Source organism: Limisphaera sp. VF-2 (assembly GCF_049537125.1).
Lineage (GTDB): Bacteria > Verrucomicrobiota > Verrucomicrobiia > Limisphaerales > Limisphaeraceae > Limisphaera.
This window is the reverse complement of the sequence record NZ_JBMVQY010000004.1, coordinates 182,967-202,103: the sequence shown is the minus strand read 5'-3', so window position 1 is coordinate 202,103 and position 19,137 is coordinate 182,967. Positions and strand designations below refer to the sequence as shown.

Genomic DNA, 19,137 nt, shown 5'->3' with positions numbered 1-19,137 from the left:
GAGGCGGACCCCCATGCGGGCGGGCAACGCAACCAGGCAAAGCCCCGAGACAGGTTGGGCGGACGAGCCCGATCAGCGGCTGCAGATCTATTTCCTGCCCAACCTGCTGACGGCGGGGAACTTGTTCTGCGGATTCGTGGCGCTGACCAAGATCGTGGAGGCGGATCTGACGCCCTCGCCGGAAGGGGTCATCAATTGGGCGCCGATCAAGCTGGCCATGGCGTTCATCCTGTTGGCCTGCATCTTCGATCTGTTCGACGGTCGGGTGGCCCGGATGGGCGGAGTGGACAGTCCGTTCGGACGCGAGTTCGACTCGCTGGCGGATTTGATTTCCTTTGGCGTGGCGCCGGCCTTCCTGGTCCATCGGGTGGTATTGGCGGATGTGTTCGTGAACCATCCCCAGGTGGGATGGTTCATTGCCTCGATTTACCTTTTGTGCGGCGCCTTTCGTCTGGCACGGTTCAACGTGCTGGCCGCACAAGGGTACGGGGGCGGCAAAGAGTTTGTGGGGTTTCCCATCCCCTCGGCGGCGGGCCTGGTGGTTTCGCTGACCCTGCTGATCATCCACTTGAACGAGAGAGAACGGAGTCTGGGGCCGTGGAAATATGTACCGGCGGTGGTTCTGGTGTTCCTGTCCATCATGATGGTGAGCACGGTGCGTTATCCCAGTTTCAAGTCCCTGGGATTGCGGGCCACCAGCACCTTTACCAAGGCCATCGGCGCGGCACTGTTTCTGGGGATGTTGCTGGTTCTGCGGGACAAGATTCTCTATTACGTGCTCCCCGGCTTCTTCACGGCGTATCTGGTGTACGGCTTTGTGCGACCGCGGCTGTCCCGGGCGTTGCGGCGGGAAATCGAGGACGAAGGAGAGGAAGGCGAGGGGAACGGGGAGCCGCCGGGCAGTGGAGGAACCAAAGGGTGCGCGAGATAGCGGTTTCGGCCGTCACCGGTCTGATCAGCGGGCTCCTGTTGTCCATTCCCGTCGGGCCGGTCAATCTTACGATTCTGAACGAGGCGGCCCGCTGGGGATTTCGACGCGGCCTGTTCATAGGCCTGGGCGCCGCCTGCATGGAGGTGCTGTACTGCGGACTGGCCTTCGCGGGGGTCTCCTCCTTTTTCGGCCGGCCGCTGGTGGAAAGCTTCATGGAGGTGTTCAGCTTCTTGTTCCTGGTGTTTCTGGGGCTGAAGTTTTTGCTGACGCGGTCGGTGACGACCGCGGCCCAGGTGTCGGCGGGCGGCCGCCTGGAAACCCGGCTGGAGGCGCGGCTGGAGGAGCGATTTCATCCGCACTCGGCCTTCATGGTGGGCTGGGTGCGGACACTGGCCAATCCCGGAGTCCTGCTGTTTTGGATCATCCTGGCGGGGAACTTTCTGGCGCGCGGTTGGGTGGCCGCGAACGGCTGGGGCAAGGGGGCCTGTGTGGCCGGGGTGGCCGTGGCGACCACGGTTTGGTTTGCCGGCTTGAGTTGGGCAGCAGCACGAGGACACGGGCGGCTGAGCGATCGCGCCTTGTTACTAATGGAGCGGGCTTCCGGAGTGGTCCTGCTTCTGTTGGCTGCTCTGCACGGCAGTCACATCGCATGGCAACTGGCCATTCACCGGCACCCGTGAGCCGGGTTGCGGCGGCGGGCAGGACCTCGCATGGAATCACGATTTATGTCCCCGGAGGACAGCCGAGGTGCCGAGTCGGTTCGAGTGGCCCTGATGGCCATGGCCACGCGGTTCGAGATCCTGCTTTACGGGTCCCGAGCCGAGGCGCTGCGCGCCGCCGCCGAGGAGGCCCTGGCCGAGGTGGAGCGCCTGGAAGCGCGACTGAGCCTGTACCGGACGGACAGCGAAATCGCCCGCCTCAACCGCTCGACGCCAGACCAGCCGGTTCGATTGCTCCCCGAAGTGTGGGAGCTGCTCCGCCGGGCGTGCGTATTGTCCGAGGCAACCGGTGGGGCGTTCGATGTGACCGTGGCCCCGTTGATGGAATGCTGGGGATTCATCGGCGGGACCGGGCGGCGCCCCCCGCCGGAGGCCATCGCAGCGGCCCTTCGATGCGTGGGCAGCCGCAATCTGGAATTGGACGTGGCCAACCGCACGGCCCGATTCCGTCAACCGGGCATGAAGGTCGATCTGGGAGGAATCGGCAAAGGCTACGCCATCGAGCAGGCCGCGGAAGTGTTGCGCGAGGCCGGGGTTTGCAGCGCTTTGATCCATGGTGGCACCAGTACCGTCTATGCCCTCGGAAGCCCGCCCGATCAACCAGCCTGGCAGGTCGCGGTGGAGCCACCGCCCCAATTGCGCGGAAAGAATGTCCCACCGCTGGCGGTCATTGCGCTCCGTGATCGCGCGCTGTCCGTATCGGCTGTTTGGGGCAAGGCGTTCGAGGACGAATCCGGCTTCCACGGACATGTGTTGGACCCGCGTACCGGCCGGCCGGTGGCCGGGGCGGTCCTGGCGGCCGTGGTGACGGCCTCGCCCACCGACGCAGATGCGCTCTCCACGGCGTTGCTGGTTCTGGGGGAGAGGGGCCTGGCCTTGTTGAAGCACGGCTGGCCGGACTTGCAAGCGCTGGTCCTGGAACGCCGGATGCGAGGATGGCACATGGCGACCCTGGGATTGGAGACCTCCTGGCAGCCGCCCTCATCGACAGCCGAAGGACAAGCCCTCCCCGGGTAGCATCTGCCACGTGTGGGGTCGGCCGCGCCGGCACTCAACCCGAGCCCTTCGCGACCCTTGCGGGAGGAACCTCGTTTGGAACACTCCCAAATCCCACGTCAAAAACCGCTCCGGATGGCTCGCCAGGGATTCGGGCAGAACCGCGCTCCACGGGCCCGTGCGCTTGCATCTTGTGCGTTCGCCGGCAGAATGACTCAACGCAGCATGACAGCAAAGCTGAGGAGTCCTGAGCCCGGGCACATCCCGGTTCGGATTCGCAGCCGTCGTCTCTGGCCGGCGGCGGTGTGCGCGTTCGGCCTGGTGCTGTCCTGCGCAGCGGCGAGCTTCACGGCGGAACTAGACCGTGCGGTTGTACCCGTGGGTGAGCCGGCGACCTTGACGCTGACCTTCATCGGGGGCGAACCGGCCCAACCGCCGGACCTGCCCGACCTTCCCAATCTCCAGGTCAGCTACGTGGGACCGTCCCGACAGGTCATCGTCAGCAACGGACGCATCAGCAGCACCACCAGTTTCCTCTACACCCTGCTGGCACGGCAACCCGGCGAGTACGTGATTCCCGCACTGCAGGTTCAGGTCGGCGACGAAATGCTGACCAGCGCCCCGGTGGTGCTGCGCGTGGTGCGGAGCGACCCTCGCACCCAACTGGCCTACTTGCGACTGATCGTACCGCAGCGGCCGCTCTATGTGGGGGAAGCATTCACCGTCGAGGTCCATCTCTGTCTGCGCGATACCGTCGAGAACATCGGCAACGTCCAAATGTCCCCGCTGCAAACCGAGTCCTGTACTCAATTGAAACAGGTGCGCCTGCCCAACCGCGTCGAGCGCAACGAATACGGCCAGTTTACGGTGATCCCCATCGTGCACGCCCTGGTGGCCGCCAAACCTGGCACGCTCACCCTCGGGCCGGTGGATTGCAGCTTCGTGGCCGAGGTGACCCCCGAAGGTGGCCGACGTCGGGATCCCCTGGCCGGGCTGGGCTTTGGTTTCATCCGCTTCACGGACAGCAAACCCGTTTCCCTCTCCGCCGAACCGCAGACGGTGCAGGTCCTGCCGCTGCCCACCGAAGGCCGGCCTCCCGAATTCAAGGGTGCCGTGGGGCAGTTCACGCTTTCGCTGCAGGCCGCCCCCACGAACGTCACCGTGGGCGACCCCATCACGGTGAAAGTCACCCTGCGGGGCCGCGGTATGTTGGAAGCCCTGCAACTGCCCGAGCAGCCGGACTGGCAGGCCTTCAAGACCTACCCCCCGACGTCCAAAGTGGAGACCACGGACCCGCTGGGGCTGGAAGGGACCAAGACCTTCGAGTTGATCGTTGCGCCCCAGGCTGCCGATGTACAAGCACTGCCGCCGCTGCGATTCGCCTATTTCGATCCCGAGGCGCGCGTGTATCGCCGGCTCATGTCCGACGCGGTGCCCTTGAGCGTTCGACCAGGCGCGGCCACGCCCATGCCGGTGCTGGCCGCAGGCCGGTCATCGTCGGAGGCACCGCCGGCCGTCACCCGTGACATCCTTGGCCTGAAACAGCATCTGGGGCCGCTCACCGCCGCGGCTCCGCCATGGGTCCAACAACCTGCCTTTTGGATGGTCAACAGCCTGCCCGTGCTGGCATGGGCCGGCGCACTGATCTGGCGACGGCGTCTCGATGCCCTGGCAGCCGATCCCCGTCGGGTGCGTCAACGGCAGGCGCGCCGTCGCATTCGAGACGCATGGCACGAATTGCGCCGGTTGTCCGTGACAGGGCCGGCCGAGGCTTTCTATGCGACGCTGTTCCGTCTCCTGCAGGAGCACATCGGAGAGCGCCTGGACACACCTCCCTCGGCCATCACCGAGGCGGTCATCGAAGAGAAACTGCGCCCGGCGGGATTGTCGCCCGAGCTTTGTGCACGCTTGCATCATCTCTTCCAGCTCTGCAATCAAGCTCGCTATGCCCCGGGCGGTTCTACGACGGAGCTCCCCGCCCTTTGTGCCGAGGCAGAGGAGATTCTCCGGCAACTCGAGCAATTCGAGCCATGAGCCCGTTGGGTGTCTTTCTCCCAGGCCGCACGCACTGCCCGTTCCGGAAGGCGATTCGTTTCTGGGGGATTTGCGCTTGGACGCTGTTTGCGGCGCTGGTCGCATGGACCCGCGCCGACATCGTGGACGGTGCGGACGCAGCGTTCGAGGCCGCCAACCGGCTTTATGAGCAGGGTCGGTTCCTGGAAGCGGCCCGGGCCTATGAGGAACTGCAAAACCGCGGGCTGCTCTCGTCAGCCCTGCTTTACAACCTGGGCAACGCCTGGTTCAAAGGCGGCCAAATCGGGCGGGCGATCGCCAGTTACCGGTTGGCGCTGCAGTGGGCCCCGCGAGACCCCGAGGTGCGAGCGAATCTGCACTTCGCGCGCCAACAGGTCCAGGGCGCCACATGGCGACCCTCCTGGTACGAGGCGGCGTTCGAACGGCTCACGCTGAACAAGTGGACGATCCTGGTGCTGGTGCCCTTCTGGGGGACCATGCTGTTACTGACGCTCCGTCAGGTACGCCCCGCATGGAAAACTCGTCTCGCCCCCTGGGTTTGGATCGGTAGTGTGGTCACCGCGGTCACGGCCGCCTGCCTGGTGGCTGCGGTGCAGCTCCGGCTGCATCGCCCGATGGGAGTGGTCGTGGTGGGAAACGCCCAGGTGCGCAGTGGCCCTTTCGAGGAATCCCCTGCCCTGTTCACCGTTCGCGACGGTGCCGAGCTCCGCATTTTGGATCGGAAAGATCGCTGGGTCCGCGTCACAGCGGATGGCCAGCAGAGCGGCTGGCTCCCCGAAGACCAACTGATCCCGCTGGGCCCCGGTTGAGTCTTCTCGGGCCCCGCCAATCAACGCCGCTCGGGGAAAACGCGTTCCGCCGCATCCCTGCCGGGGGCTTGATTGGCGTAAAGCAGTGGTCCCCACTGCACCGCACCAAATCTCGAACCTCGGGCTGCCGGGCTTTTTCAAAAGTCCCCCGCCTTCTTTCGCACCCAGGCCTTCCCTTTATCGCACGTTCCTTGTGCCTTCACCCGCGTGGTGAGCCGTGGCTTGCGCTCCTTGAAAGTCGGGACCGGTTGCCGGACCGCCCCCGTCGCAACTCGCTTTTCCCCAGACCCGCCGAGCGTGGAGATCTCCGCTCTTTCGAATTGGCGCGTTGGCGCGGGGCCGTCACACTCCTTTCTCCTATGAGCTGCAGATCGTTGTCGGGGAGAGTTGCCGTCGTCACCGGGGCCAGTCGGGGTCTGGGCCGCGCCATTGCCCGGGCCCTGGCCGGGGCAGGAGCCGACGTCGTTCTGATGGCCCGCGACGCCGCTGCGTTGCGCAACGTCGCGGGAGAAATCGAGGCCACCGGCCGCCGTGCCCTTGCATTGCCTTGCGATGTCGCTTCAGAAGCCCAGGTCGCTGCAGCGGCCGAGCAGGTGCGCGCCGCATTCGGTGCGGTGCATATTCTGGTCAACTCCGCCGGCATCAACATCCGCAAGCCCATCACCGAATTCACACTGCCCGAGTGGCGTCAGGTGCTGGACACGAATTTGACCGGCGTTTTCCTGGTGTGCCGGGCTTTCATTCCCCTCATGCGCGGTCAAGGTTACGGCCGCATTCTCAATCTGACCTCCATCATGAGCCATGTGGCACTGCCGGGCCGTACCGCCTATGCGGCAAGCAAAACCGGCTTGCTCGGTTTTACCAGGGCCCTCGCCCTGGAACTGGCGCCCGAGGGCATTACCGTCAATGGCATCAGTCCGGGCCCGGTCGCAACCGAGATGAACCGGCCCCTGTTGGAAAACCCGGATCTCAACCGCGAATTCACCGCGCGCATCCCTCTGGGCCGCTGGGGGCGGGAGGAAGAAATCGCCGCTCTGGCGCTCTATCTCTGTTCCGAGGCAGCCGGTTGGATTACGGGCACGGACATCCGGATCGACGGCGGTTGGACCGCCCAGTAAATCGCCGCCGCACCACGCACAGGCTGGCCCTCCGCAATCCGGGGTGGGCCACGCCGCAACGCAGTTAACGCCACGGCGTCCGGAAGCGAGGCAGCGTTCCGTGCTCGAGGGGCGACGCCATTGTCTCGCATCCTCACACCGACATGGCCTCGCCAGGGTGCCTGGTCAATCCCCGCTCCGCCAGCGCGCCGCGCGCCGGCACGCCCGGGAAAGGGTCACACGGAGCGAGCCGGGACTCGACCGGGCACAAAGCCGGCTTCGATAGCGGTCCACGATGCCCCCTCTCCTGCAGCCGATCACGGACTCCCCAGCCGTTGCTGTCCGACTCGGAAATAGTCGAAGTCCGCAAAACCGCCGGGGGTTTTCGTGGAAAAGCAGAAAAGAGCGAATCGATACCCCATGAAGTGGGGGAGAGTGTAGCGCATGCGCAACGGAACACCGATCGGTTTCCATTCCCTGCCATCGAGGCTGTAAAAGAACCGGGCCGTGTCCGCACGCTCCCGGAAATCGCATTCGGCGCGGAGATAAACGATTTCGCCCCGGAACGGCACGCGTTCCCGCTCCTGGACAGAGTCTGTCGCAGCGTCGAGCATCACCACGGCCAAGTCGTCGTCCGTGCGTGTCACGCCGACCAGTCCATAGTGCCTTTGTAACAGGGCCAAGCCGGCATAATCGCCATCACGCAACCCGCGGACATCCAGCCGAACCGTGCCCGTGCACTCGGGACCGAACGTGCGCTGCGTCAGAGAATTGCGGGCCTGAACGAACTCCCGGTCCACCCGCGTCGTGGTCAGGCGCAACCACCCGGGCCGGGCGGTCAACGACCATCCCTGCGGATCCGGATTGTGGTTCCACTGCCAGGCCAAGGGGAGAAGAGGCTCGCCCGGATTCCGCTCGAATTCATCCGAAACCACCAGGTTCCCCAACCCGCCCCGCCCGGCCGGGATCGGCAGTTCCCTCGGAACCCGACCATTCACTCCCAGCACCGGCCAGTCCTCTTCCCACTTCACCGGCACCAAAAACGGCACCCGCCCCACGGCGCCGTGGTCCTGAAACAACAGCGCATACCAATCCCCCTGCGGCGTGTCGATCAGTCCGCCCTGGGCCACCCCCTGATCCTGCAGGGCCACGCGACCCTCGTAAGGCCCGGTCAAGCGATCGGACCGGAAAATGAGCTGCGTGCGCATCCCGCCCCGCGGCCAGGTGATCAGGCACAAATAGTATTTGCCACGGATCTTCCGGAGCTGGGAGCCCTCCGCAGGCAGACCGATGTTGGGACCAGCCACGCGACTGGCATTGGTGATGATGATCTGGTGGATACCGCCCGGCTTGATCCCGGACAAGTCCGGCTGCAGCTCGACCAATCGAATGTCGCCCGCCCCATAGACCATGAACACACGACCGTCCTCCTCGAAATGCAAAGAGTGATCGTGCAGAGCGGGACGGAACGACGTCGCCACCCAGGGCCCCTTTTCAATGTCGCGCGTCCGGTAGATGTAGGTTTTGCCCGTCGTGTGCGAGAACGTGGTTACATAGTACGTCCCCTCGTGATACCGCAGGCTGCTGGCCCAGGAACCGCCGCCATACGCATTCTTACCGTTGCGCAGGGCCAGTTCGTCCGTGTCTTCTAGGATGTCATACGCATAGCTCACCAAATCCCAGTTCACGAGATCGCGGGACTTCATAATGGGCAGCCCCGGACTCATGTGCATGGTGGTGCTGCTCATGTAATATGTGTCGCCGACCCGGATCACGGCGACATCCGGCACATCCGCCCAAATGACGGGGTTGCGCGCGTTCTGTCCTGCCACCGGGGCAACCAACAACCCGGCGCCGCAAGCCCACAGTCCCAAGCCGGGGAGCAACGTCAGCGTCCGGCGCAACACTTCCGATCTCATCAGGGCGCGAAGGGCTCTGGCTGTTCGCCCTGTCCTCCATCCCAAACCATCCGCCCGTACGCTGTTCATGCCCTGCAGCTAAGCCATCCGCCGCCGCACATACAAGCTTTGTTGCACGAGGGCCCTGCAGCCCGTGCTTGGTCGCCCGTTCAGCGCGAAGACGGGGCCCCGGCAGCGCCGTCGATGCCGGAAGCTTCGGGTCCGGCAGGCGTGGTCCCCATAGCCGCTTCTGGGGCGCCCCGCACGGCTTTGACTTCACCTCGGACGGGCGGCTCCTACATCCCATTCCTCCCCTGGGCTGCGCCCTGAGAATGCCACGAAACGAAGCCAACGGCACTCCGAGCCACGGATTTGGCGTTCCAGAAGCGCCCAACCGGGCCTTGGACACTGGCAAACCAGCAATTGCAGATCGCCCCGCACCCGCAGGCATGGATCGTGGCAACGTGCCCTTTTCGACCTTGCACGCGCCGGTCGAAGCCGACCCGAATTCGAACCCGCGCCAGGGGCTGACTTTGCTCCGCCCGAGCAGAACGCTCTCTGCGCGACAGCAAAGCCGAAGACCGCCGGAGGCCCCGGCAAACGGGGGGCGGCCCGACCTGCGTTCTCCTGTTGCTCGGGCCTCGCGTGCCGACGGGTTTTGGTACCGGCGGGAATGGCAGATCCTGGGCCGGGACAGATCAGCGGCTGGTTCTTTCCTTCGAAAGCCACCCCCGCTTAACCAAACAGGAAGCCTGGAACCGGGGATTCGGCCCGGTTCCAGGCCCGCCCATGCACGGACCGCGCAAGCGGATTGCGCGTCAGTGCAAATCGAACCGGTCCAGGTTCATGACCTTGTGCCAGGCCGCGACAAAGTCATGGACGAACTTCTCCTGACCATCGTCGGCTCCGTAAACCTCCGCCACGGCGCGCAGCTCGGAATTGGCACCGAACACCAGGTCCACCCGCGTGGCCGTCCACCGCAGGGCACCGGTCTTGCGATCGTAGCCCTCGAACAGTTCAGCCTCGGGACTCGTGGGCTTCCACTCCGTCCGCATGTCGAGCAAGTTGACGAAGAAGTCGTTCGTCAGACTCCCCGGACGATCCGTGAACACGCCGTGACGGGTCCCGCCGTAGTTGGCGCCCAGCACCCGCATGCCGCCCACGAGAACGGTCATCTCGGGCGCGGTCAGCGTCAGCAACTGGGCCTTGTCGATGAGCAGGGCCTCAGCGGGCACGGTGTACCGACCCTTGAGATAGTTCCGGAATCCGTCCGCGATCGGTTCCAGCACGGCAAACGACTCCACGTCCGTTTGTTCCTGGGAGGCATCGGTGCGACCCGGGTCGAAGGGCACAGTGATGGAGTAACCCGCGTTTCGGGCCGCCTGCTCGATGGCGGCGCATCCACCCAACACGATCAGGTCGGCCAGCGAAATGCGCTTCCCATCCGCAGCCGAGCGATTGAAGTCGGCCTGAATCCGCTCGAGCACCTGCAGCACGCGCCCGAGTTGCGCGGGCTGATTGACGTCCCAGAACCGTTGCGGGGCCAGTCGAATGCGCGCCCCGTTGGCGCCGCCGCGCTTGTCGCTGCCGCGGAACGTGGAGGCCGAGGACCAGGCCGTATACACCAGCTCCGGAATGGTGAGACCACTGGCCAGGATCGTCTGTTTGAGCGCGGCGACGTCCGCCGCGTCCACCAGCTTGTGATTCACCGGCGGGATCGGATCCTGCCAGAGAAACTCCTCCTGCGGGACTTCCGGTCCCAGATATCGAGACCGGGGCCCCATGTCCCGGTGGGTGAGCTTGAACCACGCCCGCGCAAAAGCCCGGGCAAACTCGTCCGGGTTCTCCAGGTACCGACGCGCGATCTTGGCGTACACCGGGTCGTAGCGCAGGGCCAGATCGGTGGTGAGCATGGTGGGTTTGTGTTTCTTGTTGGGATCGTACGCGTCGGGGATGATCTCCGGCGCGTCCTTGGCCACCCACTGCCACGCCCCGGCGGGACTCTTGGTCAGCTCCCACTCGTACTTGAACAGGTTCTCGAGATAGTAATTGCTCCACCGCGTGGGTGTTTGCGTCCAGGTCACCTCGAGTCCGCTGGTGATGGTGTCGGGGCCCTTGCCCGATCGGAACGTGCTTTTCCAACCCAGGCCCTGTTGTTCCAGCGGCGCAGCCTCGGGTTCGGGCCCGACGTGCGAGGCCGGGCCGGCACCGTGGGTTTTGCCGAAGGTGTGCCCGCCCGCGATCAGGGCTACCGTTTCCTCGTCGTTCATGGCCATGCGGGCAAAGGTCTCGCGAATGTCCCGGGCCGCGGCCACCGGGTCGGGCTTCCCATTCGGGCCCTCGGGGTTGACATAAATGAGCCCCATTTGCACCGCCGCCAGCGGTTTTTCGAGTTCACGGTCTCCGCTGTAGCGCTTGTCGCCGAGCCAGGTCTTCTCACTGCCCCAGTACACGTCCTCGTCCGGCTCCCAGGTATCTTCCCGGCCGCCGGCGAAGCCGAGGGTCTTGAAGCCCATGGTCTCCAGCGCCACATTGCCCGCCAGAATCATCAGATCGGCCCACGATATCTTGCGACCGTACTTTTTCTTGATGGGCCAGAGCAGGCGACGCGCCTTGTCCAGGCTCACGTTGTCGGGCCAACTGTTGATCGGTGCGAAGCGCTGCTGGCCACGTCCACCGCCGCCGCGCCCGTCGCCCGTGCGGTAGGTGCCCGCGCTGTGCCAGGCCATGCGAATGAACAGGCCGCCGTAGTGCCCGAAATCCGCCGGCCACCAGTCCTGCGAATCCGTCATCAGAGCGGCCAGATCCTTTTTCAACGCAAAGTAGTCCAGGCTCTGGAATTCTTTGCGGTAATCGAAATCCGGTCCCATGGGGTTGGATTTCGAGGAATGTTTGTGCAGCAGGTCCACGCGCAGGCGGTTGGGCCACCAATCGAGCAGCGTCGGACCGGTGCCGGCCACTGCGGCGGTGCCCTGGTGGAAGGGACATTGCGATGGTGTGCTCATGCGAGTTTCCGTTGTGTGTAGTGCTCTTGTTGTTGGTTTCTCGTGCTCGTTCAACGTGGACCCAATCAATCAGAAGTGCGCCGGCTGCGGAAATACCTTTTCCCTGTGGCGCCCATAGGCGTTGCCTATGGCGCAACGATGGCCGCGGAGGCCGGGCCGTGCGATCCGGCGGACCCACGAGGTTCCGAGCGACGCTGCGGCTCGAGTCTCACGCAGCCGGGTCGCGCCGTCGCAGGCCACGCAACACCGCCCAAACGGCCACCGCCGTGGAGGCAAAAGCAAGCCCCAGCATCGCCCAGCGCACCCACTGCCAACGCGCCGCTCCCGAGGAAACCCCGCGCATTGGATCTAGCTGCGGGTTCTCCCGAATCTCCTGCCTTCGGCCCTCCACGATCAGGATCGGCTTGGGCCCGGTGCGGTCATGCACCACTCGAAACGCGCCCGGATCGAATCGGAACACGTCAAGGTCCGGGGCCTTTTTTTCGAAGCGCAGAATTCGACATGCGGCCCCTTCGAGTCCGCCCTGCAGGTTCCGCGCAAAGTAAAAATAGTGCGTCATCCGACCCTGACGGTCGTAATTCCACGCACAGACTTCATCCAGCCGGCCTGAGTGGCCGTCGCGCAGCCAGGCGAGGTATCGGCGCTGCATGTTCTCGCAGCTCACCACGAAGCCAATCGAAGCCACCTTCCCATCCCCGGCGTCGCTGTAAGAGGCCCAACATACTCGGTCGTCGTCCACCGAAACCTGACGGACCTTCCACGAAGGGAATGTCCACGGGCCGAGGCGGCTCCGTCCCTCCGCCAGATCCCGAACCCGTTCACGATGGATCGGTACCTGCCACAACGGCACTGAGTGCGCCGCGTCTCGACGATCCCTCTCCCCGGCCACCTTTTTGACGCTCTCGAGATCCGCCGTTTGAAGCATGACATTCAGGCTGAGCAGGGGCGTCAGGTCGTGAATCCGCAGAGCGACACGCTGGGGGTACTCGAACATCTCATTCCCAAGGCTTATGGAGAGGTCGTCCGGCCAGGTCACGTGATACCGACGCCAAGTTGGCCCCGCGGGGTCGATGCACTCATTGCCCAAGCTCAACTCATAGAACGGGTCCGTCTCGATTTCGCCATGCGTCAACGACCGAATCAAATCCTCGGGTGGCTGGAAGTGGATGTCCCATCGGGCATGGCGGTCATAAAGGCGTTCGCGGACGATTTGCACGCCCGGAGTCAGGTACTGCAGCCGCCCCTGCGTCCGAATCACAGCCCGATTCGTGAACCAGAGGTCTTTTGTCACCCGGGCCAGGAGACGATTCATTTCCTCAGGTCTCGTATGGCATTCCTCAACCAGCCGGGTCGCCATTTGCTCCAGTGCCTGCTTGTCGCGAAGGATGCACGACAGCACCAGCACATCGGTCATCTCGCGATTCCAGTCGAAGGGCGGAGTGTACAAGGACAGCATCAATCGCTCCACGACTGGCACGTGGTCCGGGCTTGTCTCGGCGCCGTCTCCCGTGAGTGCCTGCAGCGTCACGGCAAGCAGCAGACATCTCAAGGCCCGGCTGCGCCACGGGAAGCGCGCAGAGCCGCTTGCACGCTGGCTCCCTTGCCCAGCTCCCTCTCCACCTCCCCGCCGTACGACATCACGTCCATCCTGGAGTCGTTGGCTCGAACCAACGCTCACACCGTGGGACAACGGTCTTTTCAACGACTTTCCCATGACTGGACGGCATACGGGCCAGGTACGGTCGATCGTCCGCTTCCCCAAGAACTTCGTCATCACCCGGATCGCCTTCCACTGGCGGATCCGACCGAGATTCTCACTCAGAGCGCGCGCCCTGTGCTCATTTCGGGGGCTGACAATACGTGTGGTTCTCATTTGGGGCAGGGATTGCCCACGGCAATGCTGTGCTCGGCATAAATTTCGTTGTAAGTGTCCATGTCCGGACCGCAGTCAAACAGGTTGCAGTAACGACACTCCAAGAGGGTTCAACCCACGCTGGCCGGACAAGCCATGATCGCCGCCGCACAGGCCACCGAAAGCACCGGCTGGCCGGCTACGATGCAGATGCCCGTTGCATGACAGGCTACCCCGCCAAGGATGAGCGAGAGAATGCAGGCAAGCAGACCCACCGGATTCAACGTGGCCGCGCAGTTCGCCGTTGCCAGGACGACTTTCCGATGCGGGGGTGTGCAACCCGAGATTCCCTCCTCGGCACCGACGCAAACCGAATAGTCTCCGAATGCCCATCTTTGGACGCGTAACAATCAAAGGCAAGATCACTTCAGGAACATTCCGCTGGAACATACGGAGGCGGTGGTTCCGTCCTGAAGCACTGTCCCCGCACTCACTGGAGAAACGGCACAACTGCAAGTACGATGGTCAGACAGCGAACATCACACCGGGTCATGGGATTGAGGGCTTTCATGGGTTTTCCTCTCCGCGCATCGCTCTTGCGGGTTGGTGGAACGAACGTCCTGAACGTTGCCTTCGGGCGTCCGACCCTGCGGCCCCGCTAGCCAGGCTTTCCTGCCAGGTTTTTACGATCGGCTTTGCGTTGTCGCAAGGCGAAGCTTTTACCAAAAGCGGAACATGCAAAAAATGCGACAACCCGCGCGGCTCTCCATCCCCGTCTCCTCGCACCCCCTGACACATCGTGGCCCGATCAGGAGGAGCCGGGAACGCTCCCACTTCCGACAAGCAGTTTTTCACTCGCCGATCGGCCAGGTGACTGTCCCGAGCGAACAGGTTCTTCGAGTTCTTGTTCGGCTTCACCGGGCATCGGACCTGGGAGGGCCACAGCGGATTTCCATCTGCCGCCCCCGGATCTCGATGCAGATCGGGGAACGGCCGGACCGCTTGGCGACCGTCGGGCTTGTCGGAGCCCCCTCTGCAGAAGGGCTCGGGGTGGTTTGACAAGGTTCGCCGGATCCACAATGGCTCCGCTCCCGGCCCGACGGCTCCCACGGCAGCGCATGACACTCTCGACAGAATCCGGAAACCGGCCACTGAAGGCCCTCGTGCGGGCCGGCACGATCGGCCCACGGTGGAGATTCCCCGCGTCGCTGGTGAGGAACTCGGGCGACGCGGAGAAGTCGGCAGGGACGAGTCCGGCTGATGCCTGTGGCAATGGCTGTGTTCAAAGCGCCGGCCGCCCCACGGCACGGATGCCGACTCCACGTTTGAGCTTGTCATAAGGCGGGGCAGGATTACCTTCCCGCCTCATGAAACGTGGATGCTTGACCAGTGCAGTCCTCGCCGGTGTTGTCATGGCGAACGTGGTCCTTGCCGCCGAAGTCGAGCCGGGATTCGTGTCTCTCATGGACGGCAAGACGTTCAACGGTTGGCGCAAATCGGTTGAAAATCCGGACAGTTGGACGATCGAAGACGGGGCTTTTGTGGCGCGCGGGCCGCGTTCCCATCTCTTCTACGAAGGCGACGGCAGGCCCTTCAAGAACTTCCATCTGAAGGTGGAGGTCATGACCGAGCCGGGTTCCAACGGTGGGATTTATTTCCACACCCGCTACCAGGAGCGCGACTGGCCGCGCGGCGGGTTCGAGTCCCAGGTCAATTGCACCCACAGCGACTGGATCAAGACCGGCAGCCTGTACGGCATCGTCAACATCGGCCATGCCTTCTCGCAGGACCGCAAGTGGTGGACCCAGGAAATCATCGTCGAGGGCCGCACCATTACGGTCAAGGTGGACGGCGTGACCGTGTTGCAATACGTGGAGCCCGAAGGCGCACAACCGGGTCGGCCCTTCGAACGCAAGTTGGGGGAGGGTACTTTTGCCTTGCAGGCGCACGACCCCAACAGCGTCGTGCGATACCGCAACATTCGGGTGAAGCGGCTGGACTGATCCGGTCCAGTTTTGCGGGGCCGGCACCAGCCCGTGCCAGGTCGGAGCCGCCAGCCGAGCCCGCACCTGAAGCCCACTGAGCCGCTGCGCCGCCTGCCGGTCAGGAGCGCAAGGTGCCCAGCCTGCCGTATCGCGCGCTTCCAGCCCGTAGAATACGCAAAAGGGAAAAGCCCACAGAACCCGCCGAGAAAAGAGCCCACAGATCACACAGAACACGCAGAAACTGACTTGTAGCCGCCGACGGGAGTCGGTGAAACAAGCTGCAAATTCGTGGCCGGCTGAGGCGACTACACCCCACGGCGGAGCTGCAGATTCGGAAACCCCCGTCCGCCGCCTCACGGCGGCGGCTACGCGGAAGGAAAGCCCACAGATCACGCAGAACACGCAGAAGCTGACCTGTAGCCGCCGACGGAAGTCGGCGGAGCCCAACCCGGTAGCCGCCGATGAAAATCGGCGGATGGCCCCATGGTCCATCGCATTCCCGCGGTGATGACCAGATCCGCGACTCCGTACCCGCAGAGGGGAATCGGCGAAAACCTTTGTGGTAGCCGCCGCTGGAAAGCGGCGGACCTCGAGGAAGCTCGCCCGCCACCGACGAACGCCGGTGGAACAAGCCGCAAATTCGTGCCCGGCTGAGGCGACTACACCCCAGGGCGGAGCCGCAAATTCAGAAACCCCCGTCCGCCGCCTTATGGCGGCGGCTACGCGGAAGAAAAGCCCACAGATCACGCAGAACACGCAGAAGCTGACCTGTAGCCGCCGACGGGAGTCGGCGGAACCCAACTTCGGTAGCCGCCGATGGGAATCGGCGGATGGCCCAGTGATCCACCGCGTTCCCGCGGTGGCTACCATACTCCCACTCCGTAGCCGCCGACGGGAGTCGGCGGAATCCCGTCTGGCCGCCAATGGAAATCGGCGGATTTCAAGAAATGTCTAACTGCGGAGCTGCCGAGGAAAATGGGCGGATCTCGATGGGGTCGCCGCCAACGAAAGTGGGTAGATCACGCCTCGATGCATCGCGGAGCCGACTAGCCGCCCGTCGGAGGTGCGGAACTCAATTCCGATCCGGCGAGTCCGCCGCCTCACGGCGGCGGCTACAGAATACATTGCAGCGCAAGTGTTCCAGCGTGCTGTATCGAGGTCTTCCAGTCCGTGGCCGACACGAAGCCCGGGACGCGTGCATGTGCACGGGGAGAGGCCGCTCGCGGCGTCGCGCCGCGGTCGTGGCGATCGTGGTGACGCGGCTTCGTTTGCTTTCCCGAAGCGCCCGCAAAGCGGAGGTCTGCGATCCGGCAGGCTGGTAGCCCGCGGTGCCGGGAGTCGCCCCTTGCCGCACCGTGGCCGCAAGTCGTCTGCTCGTGACAATGCCGGCTTTCCGATGCTCCAGTGGATCCAGGTTCTGTGCTCCGCTGAACCCGGCAGGCTAACCGAGCAACCAAACCCGAACCCGGCCAGCGATACGGCCGGCCTGGGCACTGACCCGGCCACTCGAGCAGTGGAATCCGCGAGCACTCCTGCCCAGCAGGGTGCGGCCCCATGCGCAGCCAGGTCGCCACGAACATTTCGACCGCGGGCTCCCGCAGAAGCCGCCCGCGCCCCCGACCACCGGGCACCGGCGACGCGACCGCGCGGCGACTCAATCCTCGAGCTTGTGCCCGAGACTGTCGCCCAAGCTGCAGGTGGGGTGCTCGCCTACTCCGTTGATCTCGTAGCGTCCACCTGCCGGGCACTCGGGCCAACGACTGCCCCGGAAGTAGGGAATCAAGTCTTCCTCAGCGACATCACTTCCCTCGGCCTTGCCCTTTTCCAGTGCCCACTGCTGTTTGATGCTGTCGATTTCCCGCAAATGGCTCACGCAGATGTTCTTCTGCGTTTGCGTGCGCGCCCGCGCGAAGTTGGGAATCGCAATCGCCATCAGGAGGCCGAGAATGGCCACCACGATCATGATTTCCACCAGCGTGAACCCACTGGTGGCTCTGGGTCTCGCCTTCATAGGTCTTCACCTTATGCCCGGTTGTTGTCGTCGCAGCCAGTCCCTGGAAGGCGAGCCGACATACATTGGATTCAATGAGAACAGTCTCGTCTCCATCCTCGCCCACCAAGGCACTCCAATTCAGCAGCAGGTTCCAAGCCAACCGGCCTTGGGTCCCGCCTTACGCGTGTCCCACCAGGGGCCGAGTTCCGCTTGGGAGTAAGGGTCGATACGTGGCTTCGCCCCAGCCGAGATCCGCCGAGTTCACGACGCTCCGTTGGCGGGTCTCCTATCGTCGCAATAAAAAGCCCGCCCTCTTCGTTGCAGGGCAAATGCCGAAGAGGCCGTAATCGTGTCAGAGTTTGACCAACTGCGCACTGTTCCGCCTGCCCAGAGTGAGGCTCGCAGCGAGCAGAGCTGGTTATCCGAAGTTTCCACGTGTGAAGAGCATACGGCCGCAACTGAAGAATCGTTCTCCATCGCTGCGGTCGCTGCAAAACCAATGTGGCCCAAGTCCTTTCGGACCCGAGCCACATTGACAGACAGTCCTGCGGAAGCGGTCTGCTCGTGTAAGACCGTTATCTGAATCGCATTACGATCCGGCGTATGCAGTGTTGTGCTCCGACGCCTTAGTGCTCGTGCACGCAGGAGAGGTTCCAATGTTGTTTACAGTGTATGCGGCATTTCCAACAGGGCACCTGGGTTCTTTTCGGAGATAAACCACAATGTTGCTCATGTTGCACGTGGCACCCGTCGCCTGCCCCGTCTCCAGTGCCCATTGATCTTTAGCTGCATCAATCTGCCTGAGATTATTCACGCACGCGTTGGTCTGAGAGGTTTCCCGCGCCTTCACAAAGTTCGGGATGGCGATGGCGGCGAGGAGGCCGATGATGGCCACCACGATCATGATTTCCACCAGCGTGAACGCACCGGTGCGACGATAGGTGTTCAGTTTCATAGCTGTGTCTGCCTTTCTTTCCAGTGCGGCGCGAACAGCGCGATCGGCGGGTTCAACTCCATCAGGACGGTGCTGTTCGCTTCATTGCCGATCGCAACCGCACCTGGCGGAACAGCATTCCGAATGCCAGTCCCGCAAAGTGGCGGGATCGGGAGCCAAACCGGGCCATTCGGCCCGATTTCAGCGTTCCACCCTCGTCCAAGCCCCGAAGTTCGCGTTCTCGGGGTGTCTCGAGAACCCCCGGGATCAGGACACTCGTGTCCCAGAGCTGGACAGTTCTCGAGGACCGAGAGGCCCCGGTCGGGCCCCCGGTGGAGGGCACTTCCCATGCAAGCGCCCGGCGGGCAGGTCGGCTCAATCGGATGGCCCGAAAGATCGCAACCCGGTCGGCCGAAAGCCTGCGCCCGCCAGCATTGCGATCCGCTTGGAGTCCGCAGATTCTCGACTCGTTCTCTGCGATGATCCGCACCGCCTTGAGGTCTTGCTGCAATTTGGCAGCCGCCGCCGGGAAGCGGCGTCTCGGGGGACTGGAGTTCGGCTCCGCACCGTGCCGGCCATCGGGACCGCGTGATGGATCGAGGGGTGATCCAACGCCTTTCTTCGGGGGCTACCGCGGTGAGGTCCGCCGATTTTCATCGGCGGCTACCAGATCAGGCTCCGCCGGCGCACCTCAGCGGCTACGGAGTGGGAGTATGGTAGCCACCGCGGGAACGCGGTGGACCACGGGGCCATCCGCCGATTCACATCGGCGGCTACCGAGTTGGGTTCCGCCGACTTCCGTCGGCGGTCACGAGTCAGTTTCTTCGTGATCTGTGGGCTTTTTCTTCCGCGCAGCCGCCGCCGTGAGGCGGCGGACGGGGGTT

The 19,137-nt window shown here is 64.0% G+C and carries 12 protein-coding genes; 7 read left to right on the top strand and 5 right to left on the bottom strand.

The annotated features are described in order from the left end of the window. Positions 1–13: 13 nt before the first annotated feature. The 6 genes from pssA to ACPDIT_RS12680 all read left to right on the top strand — a co-directional run bounded on the left by pssA (position 14) and on the right by ACPDIT_RS12680 (position 6,607). Positions 14–931, top strand: coding sequence for a CDP-diacylglycerol--serine O-phosphatidyltransferase (pssA, locus tag ACPDIT_RS12705; RefSeq protein ID WP_423444053.1), 918 nt, complete (start codon positions 14–16; stop codon positions 929–931). Continuing rightward, positions 919–1,611: a LysE family translocator gene (locus ACPDIT_RS12700; RefSeq protein ID WP_423444051.1), complete on the top strand. Its 693-nt coding sequence runs from the start codon at positions 919–921 to the stop codon at positions 1,609–1,611. Before pssA ends, ACPDIT_RS12700 begins: the two co-directional genes overlap by 13 nt. A 30-nt stretch (positions 1,612–1,641) precedes the next feature. Next, positions 1,642–2,667: an FAD:protein FMN transferase gene (locus tag ACPDIT_RS12695; RefSeq protein WP_423444049.1), complete on the top strand. Its 1,026-nt coding sequence runs from the start codon at positions 1,642–1,644 to the stop codon at positions 2,665–2,667. Positions 2,668–2,781: 114 nt separating this feature from the next. Next, positions 2,782–4,680, top strand: a complete 1,899-nt coding sequence (locus ACPDIT_RS12690; protein ID WP_423444047.1) for a BatD family protein — start codon at positions 2,782–2,784, stop codon at positions 4,678–4,680. After that, on the top strand, positions 4,677–5,489 hold the full coding sequence (locus ACPDIT_RS12685) for an SH3 domain-containing protein (RefSeq protein ID WP_423444046.1): 813 nt from the start codon (positions 4,677–4,679) through the stop codon (positions 5,487–5,489). The genes ACPDIT_RS12690 and ACPDIT_RS12685 overlap by 4 nt, the downstream gene beginning before the upstream one ends. A 359-nt stretch (positions 5,490–5,848) precedes the next feature. After that, positions 5,849–6,607, top strand: coding sequence for an SDR family NAD(P)-dependent oxidoreductase (locus tag ACPDIT_RS12680; RefSeq protein ID WP_423444044.1), 759 nt, complete (start codon positions 5,849–5,851; stop codon positions 6,605–6,607). Between the two features lie 296 nt (positions 6,608–6,903). On the opposite strand, the gene ACPDIT_RS12675 is transcribed toward ACPDIT_RS12680, so the two are convergent. The 3 genes from ACPDIT_RS12675 to ACPDIT_RS12665 all read right to left on the bottom strand — a co-directional run bounded on the left by ACPDIT_RS12675 (position 6,904) and on the right by ACPDIT_RS12665 (position 13,017). Continuing rightward, positions 6,904–8,505 (bottom strand): glycoside hydrolase 43 family protein, encoded by a 1,602-nt coding sequence (locus ACPDIT_RS12675; RefSeq protein WP_423444042.1) that lies wholly within the window; start codon positions 8,503–8,505, stop codon positions 6,904–6,906. Between the two features lie 797 nt (positions 8,506–9,302). Next, positions 9,303–11,489 carry a catalase/peroxidase HPI gene (gene katG / locus ACPDIT_RS12670; RefSeq protein ID WP_423444041.1) on the bottom strand — a complete coding sequence of 729 codons (2,187 nt, stop codon included), beginning with the start codon at positions 11,487–11,489 and terminating at the stop codon, positions 9,303–9,305. A 208-nt stretch (positions 11,490–11,697) separates the two neighbouring features. Further along, entirely contained in the window at positions 11,698–13,017 is a 1,320-nt protein-coding gene (locus ACPDIT_RS12665) for a hypothetical protein (RefSeq protein ID WP_423444039.1), read from the bottom strand. A 1,691-nt stretch (positions 13,018–14,708) separates the two neighbouring features. Here ACPDIT_RS12665 and ACPDIT_RS12660 point away from each other — a divergent pair. Further along, positions 14,709–15,344: a 3-keto-disaccharide hydrolase gene (locus ACPDIT_RS12660; protein WP_423444037.1), complete on the top strand. Its 636-nt coding sequence runs from the start codon at positions 14,709–14,711 to the stop codon at positions 15,342–15,344. 1,636 nt (positions 15,345–16,980) lie between these two features. Here ACPDIT_RS12660 and ACPDIT_RS12655 read toward each other — a convergent pair. Together ACPDIT_RS12655 and ACPDIT_RS12650 are read right to left on the bottom strand one after the other, a co-directional pair. Continuing rightward, positions 16,981–17,337, bottom strand: a complete 357-nt coding sequence (locus ACPDIT_RS12655; RefSeq protein ID WP_423444035.1) for a competence type IV pilus major pilin ComGC — start codon at positions 17,335–17,337, stop codon at positions 16,981–16,983. 571 nt (positions 17,338–17,908) lie between these two features. Further along, positions 17,909–18,274, bottom strand: coding sequence for a competence type IV pilus major pilin ComGC (locus ACPDIT_RS12650; RefSeq protein ID WP_423444033.1), 366 nt, complete (start codon positions 18,272–18,274; stop codon positions 17,909–17,911). Between the last annotated feature and the right edge of the window lie 863 nt (positions 18,275–19,137).

Bases quoted from the DNA above. Each gene is read 5' to 3' on its own strand.
- pssA (WP_423444053.1), top strand. From the start codon at position 14: ATGCGGGCGGGCAACGCAACCAGGCAAAGCCCCGAGACAGGTTGGGCG.
- ACPDIT_RS12695 (WP_423444049.1), top strand. From the start codon at position 1,642: ATGGAATCACGATTTATGTCCCCGGAGGACAGCCGAGGTGCCGAGTCG.
- ACPDIT_RS12690 (WP_423444047.1), top strand. From the start codon at position 2,782: ATGGCTCGCCAGGGATTCGGGCAGAACCGCGCTCCACGGGCCCGTGCG.
- ACPDIT_RS12685 (WP_423444046.1), top strand. From the start codon at position 4,677: ATGAGCCCGTTGGGTGTCTTTCTCCCAGGCCGCACGCACTGCCCGTTC.
- ACPDIT_RS12680 (WP_423444044.1), top strand. From the start codon at position 5,849: ATGAGCTGCAGATCGTTGTCGGGGAGAGTTGCCGTCGTCACCGGGGCC.
- ACPDIT_RS12675 (WP_423444042.1), bottom strand. From the start codon at position 8,505: ATGAGATCGGAAGTGTTGCGCCGGACGCTGACGTTGCTCCCCGGCTTG.
- katG (WP_423444041.1), bottom strand. From the start codon at position 11,489: ATGAGCACACCATCGCAATGTCCCTTCCACCAGGGCACCGCCGCAGTG.
- ACPDIT_RS12660 (WP_423444037.1), top strand. From the start codon at position 14,709: ATGAAACGTGGATGCTTGACCAGTGCAGTCCTCGCCGGTGTTGTCATG.
- ACPDIT_RS12655 (WP_423444035.1), bottom strand. From the start codon at position 17,337: ATGAAGGCGAGACCCAGAGCCACCAGTGGGTTCACGCTGGTGGAAATC.
- ACPDIT_RS12650 (WP_423444033.1), bottom strand. From the start codon at position 18,274: ATGAAACTGAACACCTATCGTCGCACCGGTGCGTTCACGCTGGTGGAA.